Annotated in this window: 17 protein-coding genes and 1 pseudogene; 12 read left to right on the top strand and 6 right to left on the bottom strand. The window is 36.7% G+C overall.

Annotated elements, in window-relative coordinates:
• The first annotated feature begins 391 nt into the window (after positions 1 to 391).
• The 5 genes and pseudogenes from ACQKIM_RS22285 (at position 392) to ACQKIM_RS22265 (ending at position 4,061) form a co-directional block, all read left to right on the top strand.
• Positions 392 to 1,184 (top strand): annotated as a pseudogene (locus ACQKIM_RS22285) (LLM class flavin-dependent oxidoreductase).
• 46 nt (positions 1,185 to 1,230) lie between these two features.
• Complete coding sequence (locus tag ACQKIM_RS22280) at positions 1,231 to 2,055, top strand: transporter substrate-binding domain-containing protein (protein ID WP_427548224.1); 825 nt, start codon at positions 1,231 to 1,233, stop codon at positions 2,053 to 2,055.
• 25 nt (positions 2,056 to 2,080) lie between these two features.
• Positions 2,081 to 2,779, top strand: coding sequence for an amino acid ABC transporter permease (locus tag ACQKIM_RS22275; RefSeq protein ID WP_427548222.1), 699 nt, complete (start codon positions 2,081 to 2,083; stop codon positions 2,777 to 2,779).
• Between the two features lie 16 nt (positions 2,780 to 2,795).
• Positions 2,796 to 3,503: an amino acid ABC transporter permease gene (locus tag ACQKIM_RS22270; protein ID WP_427548220.1), complete on the top strand. Its 708-nt coding sequence runs from the start codon at positions 2,796 to 2,798 to the stop codon at positions 3,501 to 3,503.
• 45 nt (positions 3,504 to 3,548) lie between these two features.
• Positions 3,549 to 4,061: a GNAT family N-acetyltransferase gene (locus tag ACQKIM_RS22265; RefSeq protein ID WP_427548218.1), complete on the top strand. Its 513-nt coding sequence runs from the start codon at positions 3,549 to 3,551 to the stop codon at positions 4,059 to 4,061.
• 231 nt (positions 4,062 to 4,292) lie between these two features.
• Here the strand turns inward: ACQKIM_RS22265 and ACQKIM_RS22260 are convergent, their stop codons facing one another.
• Positions 4,293 to 4,913, bottom strand: coding sequence for a hypothetical protein (locus ACQKIM_RS22260; RefSeq protein ID WP_427548217.1), 621 nt, complete (start codon positions 4,911 to 4,913; stop codon positions 4,293 to 4,295).
• Positions 4,910 to 5,545, bottom strand: a complete 636-nt coding sequence (locus tag ACQKIM_RS22255) for a hypothetical protein (RefSeq protein ID WP_427548215.1) — start codon at positions 5,543 to 5,545, stop codon at positions 4,910 to 4,912. The genes ACQKIM_RS22260 and ACQKIM_RS22255 overlap by 4 nt, the downstream gene beginning before the upstream one ends.
• Positions 5,546 to 5,773: 228 nt before the next feature.
• Between ACQKIM_RS22255 and ACQKIM_RS22250 the strand changes: the two genes are divergently transcribed.
• Genes ACQKIM_RS22250 through ACQKIM_RS22230 form a run of 5 tightly spaced genes read left to right on the top strand, consistent with a single transcriptional unit; the run spans position 5,774 to position 9,977 of the window.
• Positions 5,774 to 6,406 carry a hypothetical protein gene (locus ACQKIM_RS22250; RefSeq protein WP_427548213.1) on the top strand — a complete coding sequence of 211 codons (633 nt, stop codon included), beginning with the start codon at positions 5,774 to 5,776 and terminating at the stop codon, positions 6,404 to 6,406.
• Positions 6,403 to 7,002 carry a hypothetical protein gene (locus ACQKIM_RS22245; protein WP_427548212.1) on the top strand — a complete coding sequence of 200 codons (600 nt, stop codon included), beginning with the start codon at positions 6,403 to 6,405 and terminating at the stop codon, positions 7,000 to 7,002. Before ACQKIM_RS22250 ends, ACQKIM_RS22245 begins: the two co-directional genes overlap by 4 nt.
• Complete coding sequence (locus ACQKIM_RS22240) at positions 7,002 to 8,144, top strand: ABC transporter substrate-binding protein (RefSeq protein ID WP_427548210.1); 1,143 nt, start codon at positions 7,002 to 7,004, stop codon at positions 8,142 to 8,144. The genes ACQKIM_RS22245 and ACQKIM_RS22240 overlap by 1 nt, the downstream gene beginning before the upstream one ends.
• A 13-nt stretch (positions 8,145 to 8,157) precedes the next feature.
• Complete coding sequence (locus ACQKIM_RS22235) at positions 8,158 to 9,159, top strand: FecCD family ABC transporter permease (RefSeq protein ID WP_427548208.1); 1,002 nt, start codon at positions 8,158 to 8,160, stop codon at positions 9,157 to 9,159.
• Complete coding sequence (locus tag ACQKIM_RS22230) at positions 9,156 to 9,977, top strand: ABC transporter ATP-binding protein (RefSeq protein WP_427548205.1); 822 nt, start codon at positions 9,156 to 9,158, stop codon at positions 9,975 to 9,977. Before ACQKIM_RS22235 ends, ACQKIM_RS22230 begins: the two co-directional genes overlap by 4 nt.
• A gap of 49 nt (positions 9,978 to 10,026) precedes the next feature.
• Here the strand turns inward: ACQKIM_RS22230 and ACQKIM_RS22225 are convergent, their stop codons facing one another.
• Complete coding sequence (locus ACQKIM_RS22225; protein ID WP_427548203.1) at positions 10,027 to 11,406, bottom strand: FAD-binding oxidoreductase; 1,380 nt, start codon at positions 11,404 to 11,406, stop codon at positions 10,027 to 10,029.
• 266 nt (positions 11,407 to 11,672) lie between these two features.
• On the bottom strand, positions 11,673 to 11,882 hold the full coding sequence (gene sspI, locus ACQKIM_RS22220; RefSeq protein WP_427548201.1) for a small acid-soluble spore protein SspI: 210 nt from the start codon (positions 11,880 to 11,882) through the stop codon (positions 11,673 to 11,675).
• Positions 11,883 to 12,117: 235 nt separating this feature from the next.
• On the opposite strand from sspI, the gene ACQKIM_RS22215 reads away from it, so the two are divergent.
• Together ACQKIM_RS22215 and ACQKIM_RS22210 are read left to right on the top strand one after the other, a co-directional pair.
• A complete protein-coding gene (locus ACQKIM_RS22215; RefSeq protein WP_427548199.1) occupies positions 12,118 to 12,633 on the top strand; it encodes an RNA polymerase sigma factor in 516 nt (171 codons plus the stop codon).
• A 253-nt stretch (positions 12,634 to 12,886) separates the two neighbouring features.
• Positions 12,887 to 14,995, top strand: coding sequence for a bifunctional diguanylate cyclase/phosphodiesterase (locus ACQKIM_RS22210; RefSeq protein ID WP_427548226.1), 2,109 nt, complete (start codon positions 12,887 to 12,889; stop codon positions 14,993 to 14,995).
• Positions 14,996 to 15,591: 596 nt separating this feature from the next.
• Here ACQKIM_RS22210 and ACQKIM_RS22205 read toward each other — a convergent pair.
• Together ACQKIM_RS22205 and ACQKIM_RS22200 are read right to left on the bottom strand one after the other, a co-directional pair.
• Positions 15,592 to 15,783, bottom strand: coding sequence for a small, acid-soluble spore protein, H family (locus ACQKIM_RS22205; protein ID WP_427548197.1), 192 nt, complete (start codon positions 15,781 to 15,783; stop codon positions 15,592 to 15,594).
• 12 nt (positions 15,784 to 15,795) lie between these two features.
• Complete coding sequence (locus tag ACQKIM_RS22200) at positions 15,796 to 15,957, bottom strand: YfhD family protein (RefSeq protein ID WP_427548195.1); 162 nt, start codon at positions 15,955 to 15,957, stop codon at positions 15,796 to 15,798.
• Positions 15,958 to 15,984 lie beyond the last annotated feature (27 nt).

Genomic DNA, 15,984 nt, shown 5'->3' with positions numbered 1-15,984 from the left:
CCAGGAAGCTTTGCTCTGTGCGAAAGCGAAGCGACAGCAACAAAGCACTCAGTCGGAACGGAGATCAACCCCTCGTTTTGAAAAAGGGCTATACTATTTAATTTGTCACCTTGATTTCATTGACATAATAGTATTTCAACAACATGACTTGCAACTGTTGTTCTAACAGTTGCAAGTTTACTTATTGCAGTAATTGTAGGTATTACACTTAGCTGGGTTCATCGCAAAACAATTATTAATTATATCGTATGTTTAGTTGGCCTATTTGGGATATTCAAGTCTATATTTTGGTCGAGAATTTTACTAATCTTAATTTTCGCCATTTCGTTAGGCTGGTTTCCTGCGATGGGCTCAGGTGGTTGGCGCACTGTTACCCTTAAGGAGAGGAACTATGAAATTTATTGTTGGTAATTTGATTAATAATCTACCAAATATAAAAACTGGGCGTGTATTAACAACACAGGAGGTTTTTTTACAAATTTGATTGAGCAGGCTGTGCTTGCTGAGAATTTAGGGTTGATGGATACGGAGTAGGAGAAAGACATGGTGCACCATTTTTATCCTCTTCTCCTACTGTGTTATTAAGTGCACTAGCAATGAAAACCTCTAAAATTCGACTGTTAACAACAGTGACTGTGCTGAGTGTTCTTGATCCTATACGAGTTGCTGAGGATTATGCAACGCTGGATCATTTATCACAAGGACGATTAGAAGTCATTATTGGCAAAGGTAATGATCCTAGACATTATCCATTATTTGATGTCAAAGATGAGGATCAATGGACCATTATGGCTTTGATCCACAGCAGGCTATTGTAGGTGCAGGAGCGAGAGGTTTATACATTGGCTAATACAAATGAAGAAGCGATTGAAAGGTATCGACCTTATTATGAAGGCTTTATGAGCACTGAAGCCTCAAAGGTGAATAATTCGTCATTTAAAAATTTAGAGGATCATATTGAGCGTGGCTCAGCATTAGTTGGTAGTCCAGATGCAATTATTGAAAAAATCATCAAGTATCATCATGCATTTAAGCATCAAGTCCAGATGCTGAGTGTAGAAGGGCTTGAATTGTCTGAGCAAAGTGAACAATTAGGGCGTTTTGCAACAGAAATCATGCCTGTACTCAAAAAAGAGCTTCCAAGCACGATTTGGGACAAAAACAAAGAATTCACACTACAATAAATACTACTATTCAACTAAGTTTACATTGATAAAAGCGAGGGATATTATGAAAAAAATTATATTTTTAAGTTTGCTATTGTTAACGTTGATTCTAACGGCTTGTGCAAGCACTGAAAAGCTTGAGGGAGATACAAGTAAAAATGATACGGCACAGAGTGGAAAGGAAGTTAAAAAAATTATTGTTGGTACAGGTACACAATTTCCAAATATCTGCTTCTTAGATGACAAGGGAAATTTAACTGGTTATGATGTGGAGCTTGTTCGTGCTATTGATGAGAAGCTGCCAGAATACGAGTTTGAATTTAAGACAATGGAGTTCTCCAATTTATTACTAAGCTTGGATACAAGAAAAATTGATATTGTTGCGCATCAAATGGAAGTCAATAGTGAGCGCGAGGAGAAGTTTCTATTTAATAAAGAGCCCTATAATGTATTTCCATTAAAGGTAACCGTTAATGCAAAAAACAAAGATGTTCAATCTATTGATGATTTAAAAGGAAAAAATGTGAGTGTTTCCCCAACTAGTAATTCAGCAGTCTTTATTGAGAAATACAATAAGGAGCACGATTTAGGTGCTAATATCGTCTATTCATCAGGCTCAGTAGATGTAAATAATCAACTTGCGACAGGTCGTGTGGATGCAATTATAACAACACCATTTGCTGTGAAGTATTATAACGAAAACAATGAAGCACAGCAAAAGGTAGTGGGAGACGCATTATTAAATTCAAAGGTGTATTTTTTATTAAATAAAGATGAGGTTACCCTACAGCAGCGCCTTGATGATGCTATTCGTGAATTAAAGGAAGATGGTGTTATTAGTGAGCTAAGTAAAAAGTGGTTAGGTGATGATTATACGGTGGACTTTTAAATAAATCAGAGAGGATGAAGGAAGTATGGCAAATGACTTTGACTTCGCGCTTATAGCAAAAGTACTTCCAATATTACTTCAATATTTACCAGTAACACTTGAAATTTTAGTGTTTTCTATTCTTTTTGGCATGCTGCTTGGTATAGGTATAGCTATACTAAGGCTACTTCATATCAATGTTTTGAGGCAAATAATAACCATCTATATTTCGTTTATTCGTGGCACACCGATATTAGTACAATTATTTTTAGTGTTTTATGGCATACCAGCTTTATTAAAGATTGTGCATATTGATGTAACAAGAATGGATGCCATGTATTTTGTCATTATTACCTACACGTTAAGTAATGCTGCTGCATTTGCAGAAATCTTTAGAGCCTCGATTTTAACAGTGGATCGAGGGCAAATAGAGGCTGCATATTCAGTAGGCTTAAATGGTACACAGGCCTTTGTGCGGATAATACTCCCTCAGGCCCTCCGTGTTGCCTTTCCCAATATTGCAAACACGATAATTAGCTCCTTAAAAGACACATCTCTCGCATTTTCAATTGGTGTCATGGATATGGTCGGGAGGGGAGAGACGCTTATTGCCTCTACCACAAGAGCGCTTGAAATTTATTTGGCACTATCTATCGTCTATTATGTCATTGTGATGCTGCTAGAAAAGGTACTAAAGAGTAATGAGCGCTATCTTAATCGCTATATGCCAAAGGAAGCTGTCTAGCTAGGAGGTAAGAGTTATGACCATAGATTTTGCATTTATTTTCGAAGCTTTTAAAGAAATTAGTAAGGTATTGCCGTTAACCTTGTTTATGACAATTACACCAGTCTTATTGGGTATTCTCATCGGTGTCATTGTTGCCTTTGTTCGAATCCAGCAAACTAAAATTTTCGCACCGTTGTTAAACTTTTATGTATCTTTCTTTAGAGGAACACCCATTATTATGCACATAATGCTCGTTTATTTTGGGGTACCTATCATAGTGGATGTTCTTGCGAAAGCATTAAAACTAAATGTCCAATCAAGCTCTATCCCTATATTATTTTTTATTTTACTTGCATTGACATTGAGTGCAGGTGCCTATGCCTCCGAAATAATTCGATCAGGGATTTTAAGTGTACCTAAGGGGCAGTTAGAGGCAGCTTATGCAGTTGGTTTAACATTTTCGCAGGCAATGCGACGGTATATATTACCTCAGGCATTTAGTAAATCAATTCCTAATTTTACGAATATTTTTATAGGCTTTTTACATGCCACATCGCTAGCTTTTTTTCTTTCAGTGAAAGAATTAACAGGTGTAGCAAATATTGTAGCCTCTATAAATTTAAAATTTTTGGAGGCATTTATTGCTGTCGGTCTTATCTATTGGGGCGTTTCAGCCATCGTTGAATGGCTTGCCCATCGTCTTGAAAAAAGAGTGACTGCCTATAATAAGGGAGGCATTTGACGAAATACTTGTAAATTATGGTCTGTAAAGAAAGGGGAATATACAATGACAGTAGTGGAAATAGTGATTGAACAGTTAAAAGAGAAAGATTATGCACGTTATTTAGAGGTTCTTGTAGAGAGCTATTCACAATATGAGAAAGAATATAATAATCCAGAGGATTGGGCTTCATATTTAAGTGCTATTCGTGCATCCGTAGGCAACCCTGATGCAGAAACAATTTTAGTGGCAAAGCAGGGGGATGAGATTTTAGGAGGGCTTCAGCTATTTACGGATTCTGAAAAGGCTTATGGTTTGCCAGAGCTTACTATACATTCTACCATTGTACGTTTACTTGGCGTACATCCTAAGGGAAGGGGATTAGGCATTGCGAAAAAATTATTACATGAAAGCTTTGCCTTCGCACGTGCTCGTCAGGATCAAGCTTTATATTTACATTCGGGCGATATCATGCAGGTTGCCATCAATCTTTACTTATCATTAGGCTTTGTACGTGATGAATCTAAGGATTTTCGCAAGGTAGATAAGCTGGTAAAAGGCTTCCGTTATGATTTGTAAAATAGAGTAAAGTATATTTAGTAGCTTTCAGTTCAAATATCCAATTAAAAGATTATTGATTGGCACAGCGGTGCTCTGATTCCCCCTAGAGTGTTAAATACTGCTGTGCCACTTCATTTATCAAGGCAATTCATGGCTCTCAAGGAGTTGCTCATCACCTTACATACACGTTTTGCACATAGTCATAGGGAAAGGAACCAAGTTAGTTTCTTTCCCTATGGCATTTTTCATTTAAGCTTCTACCTTTAGTTTTCCATAGGCTAAATAAGGGAAAAATCTCTCAAAAAATCGTTCAGTGGCAGGCATAAAATAAGAGCCGAAATGGAAATCAGGATCTAGTGTTGTAATAATCCATGTCCCGTTAGTAGAAACAGAATCCATGTAAAGTACAGCACCGCCATCCTCTGTTGTTATTAAAATATCTGCATTCTTAGGAGGCCAAAATACGCCATGTTGATGCCAAGTGCAATCAGCCAATGTTAAATAGTCTGTAAACATTGGATGGGATGGTTTTTGTAACACTAAACCGCTAGAAGCACCCTTATCAAGCCACCACCAGAAATTGGTTGGCCTTTCCTCCCACTGCTGTTCCGGTAGCCAATTCCATGGCTGTGGTCCAAATGCTACGACAATACCACCTCTCTCTGCAAACGAATGGATTTTCTCCACACTGTTAAGTAGAAGTCTGTTATTTAATTGCGAGGGAACAATTAATACGTCCAGATCATCTATTTCTGTTTCAAGAAAATGTGGATGATAAATGATTCGCTCTATATATTGATTAAATTTTGGTTCATGGAATGTACGATAATGGGATTCATTACCACTATAGATAACACCGATTTTTCTCATAGTTGTGAGGGCTCCTTTAAAGTTTGTACTTCTTTTTCCAGCCATGCAATAAATTGAGGACGAATGCAGTCGGTTGATTTATTTTCATTAGAGTATCCTAATAAATCTCGCCCTGCATGAACTAGAATAGTGCCCTTTGTTGTAGCTCGATCAACGTATGTAACAGGCTTACCATTTGCAAACGTAAGTAGTATTTCTGCATTTTCAGGTGGGTGATGATAGCCACGAGCAAAAAAGCCTGCTACACCTTTTTTAAACGTCATATCTTCAGTTGTTACTCCATTGAAGATGGATGAATTTGCGGTTGGAAATACCTCATAGTCTTTATAATTTTGAATCAGCTGAGGCATGAATAGTCCACAACCAGGCAGCCATTCACGAAATAAATGTCCGCAATATACCACGATTTTACTTTGTGCTAAAAAGTTAGTAATCTTCTCCCGGTGGCTGTATAAAAATTCTTGATCGATGAAATTAGGAATCATGAGAACATCCACTTTTTCTAAATCTTCTTGCACAAAATCATATTGATCAATAATTTTTGCTTCACTTCCAGTATCTTTTTGCATGCGACCATTTACTCCAAAAGCATGTCCAGGATCTAACTTTAATATGGTCATTAAGGCATTCATAGTCATTCCTCCTTGTTTATAATAGTTCAATGTTAAATGATATTAGAAAAATGTTTTATGTGCATTATAAAAGATGCATATGTCATTAATTTGACGTAAAAACCCTGTAAATAAAAGGAATTAAATAAATTATAATTGACATTGAAAATCATTATCAATATACTGTAGTAGGTATTTAAATGCAAATGATAATCATTATCAAAATATAGAAAGAAAGGTGAATGCTTTTTGAAGCCAATAGCTTATGTAGGTATTGATATTCAATTTTCAAGATTGACGAACGAGGATAGACGGCGCGGATTAACATTTTTATATTTATATGATTTACCCTATACAGATTTACGTGCCTATGCAGGATTAATTATTACAAATCTAGTAGAGGAGCAATTTTTGTTAGAACACAAACCTATTCTGGATCAATATTTATATCAAGGTGGCGTTATTTTTTCTCTCACGGAGACTTCATTACCATGGCTAGTTGGTGTGCCAGAATGGAAACGATCACCGATTCCACTAAAGGACCGTGAAATTATCATTAAAGAGCCTTTTCATCCTTTGTTTGTAGGAATAAATGCATATGATATTAACTACCGAAAAGGAGTTAGAGGTTTTTTCTCACGAGGATATTTTGAAAAAATTCCATTACATGCTGAGGTGCTTGTGACAGATCAAAGCGGTGCAACCATTATTTATGTTGATCGTGATTCAACAAATGGCACAATTTTTGCAGGAGCGGGAACGGATATTTATCGTGTTTTTATAGACGAAGAAAATTCCTCTCGTCAGTTAAGTTTACACATGCTGTCATGTATCCGAGAAGAGTATGAGCGCAATCAATTAAATGGGGTGAATGCACAATGATTGGGATTGTGACAAATGGATTACCTTTTCAAAAACGCTTTTTTGCAGAGCAGGAATTTCAGTATTTATATGATGATATTTTACATATTCGTGAATTACATCGGTATAATCTAGCGGATTATGACACTTTGATTTTATCGTGCCGCTTAGATCTTCCACATTTGAAGCGTTATCAGTCACAGCTAATTACATTTTTAGAATCTGGGAAGAGGATTATTATTTTTGGTGAGATTTTAGATCATTGGTTCCCTTCAATCGATTGGGAGGAATCGGAGGTTAATTTTAGCTGGTGGGTACGTGATGGCGGTGATCTTCCAATGAATGAGCAAAATACGACACATCCTTTATTTAAATATGTCACGCTACGGGATATGAAATGGCATTATCATGGATCATTTTTGCCGCCAAAGGGAGCAAAGTCATTATTAGATATACCAGGTGGTCGCTCACTATTTTATATTGACAACGTAAGTTTTACTGGTGAGTTGGTAGTGACAACGCTTGATCCAATGTTCCATATTGGATTAGGCTTTATCGATCAGTCTAAGCCCTTTTTACATGGGATTGCAAAATGGTTAAGAGAGGAAGAAAAGTAATGAAAAAATATGGTTATTTGGCAACTTTAGCATTAACAGCTATGCTAGTGGCTTGTGGCAATCAGGATGAAGCATCAGTATCTAAATCAGCTGCTGAATCTTCAAAATCAGAGGTACAAACTACTGCAGAAGAAAAGGTTGTAACGGATCAGCTTGGACGAGAAGTAACTATACCAGGTAATATCGAGCGAGTTGTGACAGGCGGTATATTACCTTATTTCTCTACATGGTATGTTGCTACAAATTCAACAAAAGAAATTGTTGGTATGCACCCTAACTCATATAATGCTGCAAAAAATTCAATTTTAGCTAAAATCTCACCAGATGTATTAAAGGCAGAAACCTCTTTCGTGCAAAATGGGGAAGTTAATGTTGAAGAGCTAATGAAAATAAACCCTCAGCTATATGTTGAAATTTCTACTAATGAGGATTCCATTAATAAAATTACTGAAGCTGGTATTCCTGTTGTGGCTGTAAAAGCGATTGATGCAGCTGCTGCGGAGCCATTGGCAACATTTAATAGCTGGCTAACGTTAACGAGTCAAATGACAGGAACAACTGAGCGTGCGGATCGCTTCCTAGATGAGGGCAAAAAGGTTCAGTCTGAGCTTGATGCGAAATTAAAAGACGTAGCTGTTCAGGACAAGCCACGTGCTATGATGTTGTTTATGCATAATGATAAATCAATAACTGTGGGTGGCAAAAACTTTTTTGGTAATCAATGGCTTAATGCAACAGGTGCTATAGATGTTGCTGAAAATGATGTGCAAGGAAAAAAAGAAGTGAATATGGAGCAAATTTACGCATGGAATCCAGATATTATTTATATCACGAACTTTACTGAAACACAGCCCGAAGATCTGCTTAAAAATAAGGTCAATGGGCAGGATTGGAGTCAGATCAAAGCAGTTCAAGAGGGTAAAGTGTATAAAATTCCTTTAGGTATTTATCGCTGGTTCCCACCAAGTGGTGATGCACCATTAATGCTAAAGTGGTTGGCACAAAAAAATCATCCAACATTATTTGATTATAAAATAGAAGATGAGATTAAGACTTATTACAAGGATTTTTACGAATTCGATATTTCTGATGATGAAATTCATTCTATATTAAACCCTTCTTCAGATGCAGCGAAGTATTAAGGATGAAGCAGTCATGAAGAAATGGAAAATAGCTCTTTTATGGTTGCTGCCATTTATGGTAGCAATCGTTTCTCTAGGTGTTGGACGATTTGAAGTTAGCCTTGAGCATATTATTAAAATTTTAACCTCTCAAGTACTTCCTGTAGAACAGACATGGACGCAGATGGAGGAAACGGTCGTATTGAACATTCGTTTACCACGAATTTTGCTAGCGTTATTAATTGGCGGTGGTTTATCTATAGCTGGTGCAGGTTTCCAGGGGATGTTTGGAAATCCACTTGTATCACCAGATATACTGGGAGTTTCTGCTGGTGCAGGATTTGGCGCATCCCTAGGCATATTACTATTTGGACAAAACTTTACGGCTCAAGTATTGGCATTAATCTTTGGGTTAGGGGCTATTGGTTTTACTTATTTAATTGCTGGTGCTAAGAAGAATGCGCCTATTTTTATGTTTGTGCTGGCTGGTGTGGTGACGTCAGCCCTGTTTAATGCGTTAATTTCATTAACAAAATTTGTGGCTGATCCAGAGGAAAAACTGCCTGCGATTACTTATTGGCTAATGGGTAGTCTTGGCACGGCAACCTATAAGGATTTATTTATTGGAGGACCATTAATATTAATAGGAATTTTAGTGTTGTACTTATTACGTTGGCGTTTGAACATTTTAACATTGCCTGAAGATGAGGCAAAATCAATGGGTGTGCCAGTGACACGGTTAAAATGGTTTGTGATTCTTGGGGCAACTTTAATTACAGCAGCATCTGTAGCAGTTGCAGGAATTGTCGGTTGGGTAGGCTTAATTATTCCACATGTGGCGCGTATGCTTGTAGGGAATAACAATCAATATGTATTACCAGTATCCGTCGCAATCGGCAGTATTTATTTATTAATCATCGATGATTTAGCGCGCTCATTAACAGCAACGGAAATACCACTGTCTATTCTAACAGCCATTATTGGCGCCCCATTTTTCGCTTATTTATTACGCCGTTCAGGAGGTGGCTGGGCATGAAAATTGTAGTGGAAGGCGGCAATTTTCATTACGAAAAACGACGAAAAAAATTACCGAATTTATATGCGCAAGATATCCATTTTTCCTTGGAGCCCGGTGAAATAATGGCAATCTTAGGTCCCAATGGGGCAGGGAAAACAACACTATTAAAGTGCATTACAGGACTTCTTGAATGGAAGAAGGGGAAAACTTTAATAGATGGTCATCCACTAGAATCATTCAATCGTAAAGAACTTTGGAAGCGTATTGGCTATGTACCTCAAGCCCATAAAATGGTCTTTGGTTTTTCTGTAGAAGAGCTTGTTATCATGGGTAGAGCACCTTATATTAGTACACTTGCACAGCCGACTGCTAAAGATTTGGAAGCTGCTCATCAGGCATTAGAGACGATAGGTATAGTACATCTTGCTAAAAAATCATGTAATGAAATCAGTGGCGGTGAGCTACAATTAGCCTTAATTGCAAGAACGCTTGTTTCCGAGCCAGAGGTTTTGATTTTAGATGAACCAGAATCTCATTTGGATATTCAAAAACAAATGATTATTTTACAAACCATTAAACGATTAGCCAGGGAGCGTGGGATTTCTTGTATAATCAATACCCATTACCCTAACCATGCATTTTATCTAGCGGATCGAGTGTTAATGACGGCGAAAGAAAAAGGGGTCGTCTATGGAAATGTACAGGAAGTCATGACAGAAGTCAGGATGAAGGAATACTTTGGAATTGAATTAAAAAAAATAATAGTTGAAGAGGAAGATTACCTTGTTGAGACGATGATACCTCGTGCATTAGGTACAGAGCGTGGTAATCTTTAATAAAAAACACGATCTCGTCTTTAATGACGAGGTTGTGTTTTTTGCAAGATTACATAGTGAAAATTTTCCCTGGGTTCATAATATTATGGGGATCAAGTGCTGCCTTTATGCTTTTCATCACCAAGAGGGATGTACCATGCTCTGTCGATTGGTATTTCATTTTGCCAATTCCCACCCCATGCTCACCCGTACATGTTCCACCACGCAGTAAGGCATATTGGACAATATGCTCATTAAAGCGATCTGCTTGTGCGCGTTCAGCAGAATCATTTGGATCTAGCATTAGCAGTGCATGAAAGTTACCATCTCCGACATGACCAACAATGCCACCTGCTAGTCCAACCTCTTCAAGTTGCACCCGTGCATATAAAATGGTTTCAGCTAATTTTGAAATTGGTACACATACATCAGTCGACATAAGCTTTTTCCCAGGATAGGCATGGATATATGCATAGGCTAAGGAATGGCGTGCCTGCCAGAGCTTATTACGTGCTGCTGTATCATGCTCGAATTCAACTGAAAGACAATCGAAATCCTGGAAAATTTCTGTTGCGAATTCTATGTCAGCATGCATACCAGCTTCATTGCCGTGGAATTCTAAAAATAATGTAGGTTTTTCTTCATAAGATGTTTCATTATAAATATTTGCCTGTTTAATAGAGGCTTCATCGACCAGCTCAACACGACCAATTGAAATCCCGACCTGCAATAATGCAGTTACTGCACTAACAGCATCGCCAACTGTTGCAAAAACTGCACGCCCTGCAGTTACAAATTCAGGAATTCCAAAGACCTTCAATGTTAATTCTGTAAAGCAGCCAAGTGTACCCTCTGAGCCAACAAATAGGCTATTTAAATGATAACCAGAAGATGATTTAGCAGCAAGGCTCCCAGTGTGAATAACAGAGCCATCCGCTAGCACAACCTCTAAGTCACGAACTTGATCTCGCATAACCCCATAGCGCACTGCGGTTGTCCCGCTGGCATTGGTAGCAGCCATACCACCTAATGTTGCATCAGCGCCAGGATCGACTGTAAATTGGAGTCCGTGTTTTTTTAATTCTTTATTCAATTGATCTCGAGTTACACCAGGTTGTACTTTTACCAACAGGTCGTCTGGCCGAATATCTAAAATAGCATTCATTTCAGAGAAATCGATAGAAATACCATTGGCAATGGGAATTGCATTTCCTTCTAAGCTTGAGCCAACACCGAAAGGTACGACTGGTACACGTTCTGCATGCGCGATTCTCAAGATGGCACTGACATCTGCTGTGGAACGGGGAAAGACAACGATATCTGGTAAGCTCATTGCATGATGAGACTCGTCCTTTCCATGAAGCTGTCGCACCGTTTCGTTTGTTGACACTTGTTCTTCTAATAAAACCTTTTTTAGTTGATTGATGATTAAATCTACAGCAACAGTCATTCCAATCCCTCCAAATTTTCTGATAAGTAAAACTTTATCATGCATTTCTTGGAAATGGAATAAAATGTTTAGCAATTTTGCTTTGGCGTAGTTGTAGCTGCAGAAAACATTTGCTACTGTCGTACAGATAGATAACCAATGCGTCAGGATTTTGAATTCTTTGCAGGGGACTATGGGCAAGTCTCCAAAAAATATAGATGTCTAACCCCTGTATTACAGTAAGTGTTTGGTCACCTAAACCGCACTATCTGAACGGTTTACAGAAATCAGTGAGCAAATGCTTTTTCTAGCTTTTGTACAAATGCGTCCTGCTCAGCTGTACTAGATTGCTGCCACCACTTTTCAAAAAATACACCAAGCCCTGGTAGTAAATGCTCTTCACCACGACTGATCGCATCTTCAACAATATCTTTAAATTCAGCCGCTGTTTGACCATGTACGTTTGTCGTAATCGCATCTCTTATTTGAAAATTCATCTATTTCGCCTCCTTAGTGATAATTTGTCCAGCCTTTGAAGAAATATGTATAGAATGACAGATAAAACATACGATTTTTTATTATTCTATAAGAATTCTCAACAAATATCGGTAGAGATTTATACAAAATTTCTAATCATATCAATAAAAGAGGTATTCGCCTCCTGCATAATATAATAAGTAAGATAGAGGCACCTAGGAATAAAGGACTGTGCATAGTCGTTAGGAAAATAGGATGCCACATTGTAATAAGCTATCATCTGAACAGCCATTTGAAGAGGTATTGGAAAAAGTCCAGCCAATGATAACGTCAATCTTTTTAAAGCTCCATATCTATAAAGATTATGAATATTACCGCCACATTGCTTCGATAGCGGTATGGGAGGCTTGGTGTAAAGCAGATCCATTGAAAGGAATATTTTCGGCTTATATTTATACAACGGTTAAGGGAGAGCTGTTGAAGGAGCTGAAAAAAGAAGTGACATTCGAAGAGCTTCATGTACCTATGGATGATGAAACAATAAATTATGTTCGAGGTTTTGAAATAAATCAAAGAAGCCCTGCGTATTTAGAAACTTTATTGGCTGAATTAAAGGAGGAAGAAAGAGCTATATTATTGCTTTTTTATATAGACGGTTATAATTATGCGGAGATCGCACAAGCATTACATTTATCAGTATCAACTGTTAAAAAAAGACGCACTAGAATCATGACAAAACTACGTAATCTGAGGTCCACTATAGTAAAATAAAGGGATAAAATAGCAAAAGTATGCTAATATCTAAATAAAATGAATATTAGCATACTTTCAATACTTGCATACAACTTCCAATAAAAATGCTATGATTTGTAAGAAGTCAAAAAAATATACAATTTTTAAATTGATTTTTTAAATAGGTAGATAAATTTACCTATATAATTTATTGATATATATTTAGTATGGAGGGTTTGGATTGGAAAATTGGTTTAAGCATTTAGAAATTGAAAAGAAGGAGTTTTGGTATATAGTTTTGCCGTTATTGCTAGTAATACCCCTATTAGGTTTTAGTAATCAGGTCTATGGTATTTTTAAGGAAGATAGTTATCTTTATTTGAATTTAGTTATAAAAATACTCATTATTGTTTTTACTATGGCAATTGCCATTCAATCTTGGCTTGTTTTTTCACATCTACCATCAAATCAAACATTATACATAGGTAATTTGTTTTTTATCACTGCATTATTGGAATTAGCAGGTTTAGTTATTCATCAAAACTATTCCGTTCATTCACAGTATGCGGTAATGAGTATACATATCATAATGCGTTTATGCTTGGCAATTGGCTTTTTATTTATTATTGTAAAGCCAAAACAAAATATAGCGATGAGTTATCGTTATTATACATATGGAAGTTCCGTATTGTTGGTATTATTCAGCCTTTTTCTAGTGTATTTATCTTCAAGGCAATTATTGTTTGAAAATCAGTTGAATAAAATAAATGATTTTGTTCATTTAATGTCTGCTGTTTTTCAGATTGTCACAATAGTTATTCTAAGTAAATATTTTAAAAAGATACCAAAGCGTGTAATGTGGCTTATTAGTGCTGCCATCTATTTAATTTTTAGTGATATTTTCTTTGTCATCAGTAAGGATTGGCAATCTATTTGGGGATTTTCAGCACTGATTTATCAATTTTTTGCATTCTATTTTTTCTTAAAGGCCATTTATTATACAACTGTAGAAAAACCTTACCAGCAGCTTTTGAAAATCAAACAGGATTTGGAGCATTCACAGCAAGAGCTTCATTTTCAAGCCTATCATGATGATATTACACAGCTTCCAAATGAGCATTTATTATTGAAAACCTTAAAGGAAAGTTTGCATGCAAATAACTATCAAAAGGCAATTATTGCCATCGAAATTGATCGATTAGCAGCAATTCGTGCATCAATAGGGATCAGCTATTCCAATAAGATGATGAAACTTGTTGCTGAAAGGATACAAGCGATATTACCTCCTCATTATTTTGCAACAAAGCTTAATGAAGGTCAGTTTATTATTTATATTAATCATGTTAAAACAAGAGAAGAGCTATTACAATTCTGTTTAAATTTAAGAAATGTAATGAAAAAGCCCTTACAAGTACAGCTATTTTCACTTAATGGTAATCTTAATATAGGCATTGCCCTGCATGAAGAAGATTGTACAGGTGAAGAACTTTTAATGCATGCACAATTAGCAATGAGAGAGGCTAGTCATCTACCTCAAAGATGTCTGTTTTATAAACCTTATATGTCAAACGGAGTTACTGATCGTATTCTTATTGAACAAGAGTTACATAAGGCACTGGTTAATCAGGAATTTTATTTGGATTTTCAGCCGCAGGTAAATTTAAAAACAGGAAAAATCGAATCTGTGGAAGCACTTGTACGCTGGCGTCATCCAACACGTGGATTTATGGCTCCAGATCAGTTTATATCAATTGCTGAGGAATCAGGACTTATCATTCCATTGGGAAAATGGATTTTAGAAACAGCTTGTGCTCAAGCTAAGGCTTGGGAGGAGCAAGGATTACCGCCTATGAAGGTAGCAGTTAATCTTTCACTTGGACAATTGTTCCAGCAGGATTTAGTGCAGATGGTACAGGAAATTTTGCAGCGTACACGTTTAGAACCAAAGTATTTACAATTAGAAATCACGGAAAGTATGACGATGAATATTGATCAAATGACACAGCTACTGTATGAATTAAAGGCGTTGGGTATTCAAATTGCTGTGGATGATTTTGGAACTGGCTATTCTTCACTTTCCTATTTAAAGGATTTTCCTATTGATTGCTTAAAGATTGACCGAGCATTTGTTCGAAATATTCAACATAATCCAAATGATGAAGCACTTGTGTCCATGATTTTATCGATGGCGAAGCATTTGCGACTGAAGGTTGTTGCAGAGGGAATTGAGGAAGCTGAGCAGCTTGCTTTCCTTATTGAAGGAGATTGTGATTATATTCAGGGTTACTTATTCAGTAAACCGATTTCAGCTGAACAAATCTCTAATAACTTTAAAGATTTACACAGACATGCCTTTGATATTTTAACACAATTTACATATGTAGAAGATTACATTATTTGAGGTAAAGAATATGAAGAACATTATATTAGCACTAGGGTATATAATATTTAGTACAACTTTTTTGTACGTATCTTTAAAAGCTTTGATTTTATCTACAATGAGTATTTCTTTTCCGAATATTCCTTTTGTTTTCATAGGGGTTCTAATGATAATAATTACAGTAACTGTAGGATTATTTTTATGGAGATTTGCCAGTGATAGTAAAAATCTGATGCTAGTCTCAACAGTTATTTCGTGGATTTTAGTGTTATTCCTATTTTGGTATTTTTAAAATTTTATTGGTAAAAATCCGCTAAAGTGTTATTGTAATGCACATTCATAGCGGATTTTTTTTTCTATTCAGCGGGTGTTTGAACACCCACTGAAATAGAGGAACTCAGACTAAGAACGCCACGTCCTGTGGCAATTTATCTGTGCGAAAGCGAAGCGACAGCAACACATGACTGAGTGACCAACATCACGTTGGCCCAAAGCCCCCGCAAAATGTCACGGATTTTGAGAAGGAGCTTTTTGAATGAGCTCGAAAAAATCCGAACGCATTGTTTATCTGTAGCGAAAGCAAAGCGGCAGCTACAATTATGCTGGGGTTTAATTTATTAATGCATAAGGTACTCTTCCAATAATTCTCCTATATCCACCTCAGATCGCTCCTCTAAAGAACGCCGTAAATGGACAGTTGCTGTTTTCCCATCGTCATGAAGCTTATCAATCCAGATAGATACGCCATTATAACTGACTTCATATTCTAATGGAGAGGCGACTATTTCTTGTGCACGTTTAAGATCCACTTGAAGTCCCCCTTATTTTTTTGACTTACCCTCTTTAGTAACCGAATGAATAATTTCCATAAATTCTTTAGAAAACTCTTCACTCACTTTATTGGGCGCTATTTTTTGGTTTTTTGGCGTTTGAGGCAAAGCTCCTTTATTGGCGCTTTTCCCTTGTTTATTGTCTCTTCCCATGTTAGTTTCTCCTTTCGTTTTGATATT

It is taken from the genome of Lysinibacillus sp. NPDC047702, from assembly GCF_050272555.1.
In the GTDB taxonomy this organism is placed as follows: Bacteria; Bacillota; Bacilli; order Bacillales_A; family Planococcaceae; genus Lysinibacillus.
Note: the sequence above shows the minus strand (reverse complement) of the source record. Positions and strands in the feature narration are given on the sequence as shown.

What these genes read in the sequence shown, in the direction of transcription:
- ACQKIM_RS22280 (WP_427548224.1), top strand. Translation starts at nt 1,231, where the DNA reads ATGAAAAAAATTATATTTTTAAGTTTGCTATTGTTAACGTTGATTCTA.
- ACQKIM_RS22275 (WP_427548222.1), top strand. Translation starts at nt 2,081, where the DNA reads ATGGCAAATGACTTTGACTTCGCGCTTATAGCAAAAGTACTTCCAATA.
- ACQKIM_RS22270 (WP_427548220.1), top strand. Translation starts at nt 2,796, where the DNA reads ATGACCATAGATTTTGCATTTATTTTCGAAGCTTTTAAAGAAATTAGT.
- ACQKIM_RS22265 (WP_427548218.1), top strand. Translation starts at nt 3,549, where the DNA reads ATGACAGTAGTGGAAATAGTGATTGAACAGTTAAAAGAGAAAGATTAT.
- ACQKIM_RS22260 (WP_427548217.1), bottom strand. Translation starts at nt 4,913, where the DNA reads ATGAGAAAAATCGGTGTTATCTATAGTGGTAATGAATCCCATTATCGT.
- ACQKIM_RS22255 (WP_427548215.1), bottom strand. Translation starts at nt 5,545, where the DNA reads ATGAATGCCTTAATGACCATATTAAAGTTAGATCCTGGACATGCTTTT.
- ACQKIM_RS22245 (WP_427548212.1), top strand. Translation starts at nt 6,403, where the DNA reads ATGATTGGGATTGTGACAAATGGATTACCTTTTCAAAAACGCTTTTTT.
- ACQKIM_RS22240 (WP_427548210.1), top strand. Translation starts at nt 7,002, where the DNA reads ATGAAAAAATATGGTTATTTGGCAACTTTAGCATTAACAGCTATGCTA.
- ACQKIM_RS22235 (WP_427548208.1), top strand. Translation starts at nt 8,158, where the DNA reads ATGAAGAAATGGAAAATAGCTCTTTTATGGTTGCTGCCATTTATGGTA.
- ACQKIM_RS22230 (WP_427548205.1), top strand. Translation starts at nt 9,156, where the DNA reads ATGAAAATTGTAGTGGAAGGCGGCAATTTTCATTACGAAAAACGACGA.
- ACQKIM_RS22225 (WP_427548203.1), bottom strand. Translation starts at nt 11,406, where the DNA reads ATGACTGTTGCTGTAGATTTAATCATCAATCAACTAAAAAAGGTTTTA.
- sspI (WP_427548201.1), bottom strand. Translation starts at nt 11,882, where the DNA reads ATGAATTTTCAAATAAGAGATGCGATTACGACAAACGTACATGGTCAA.
- ACQKIM_RS22215 (WP_427548199.1), top strand. Translation starts at nt 12,118, where the DNA reads ATGCCACATTGTAATAAGCTATCATCTGAACAGCCATTTGAAGAGGTA.
- ACQKIM_RS22200 (WP_427548195.1), bottom strand. Translation starts at nt 15,957, where the DNA reads ATGGGAAGAGACAATAAACAAGGGAAAAGCGCCAATAAAGGAGCTTTG.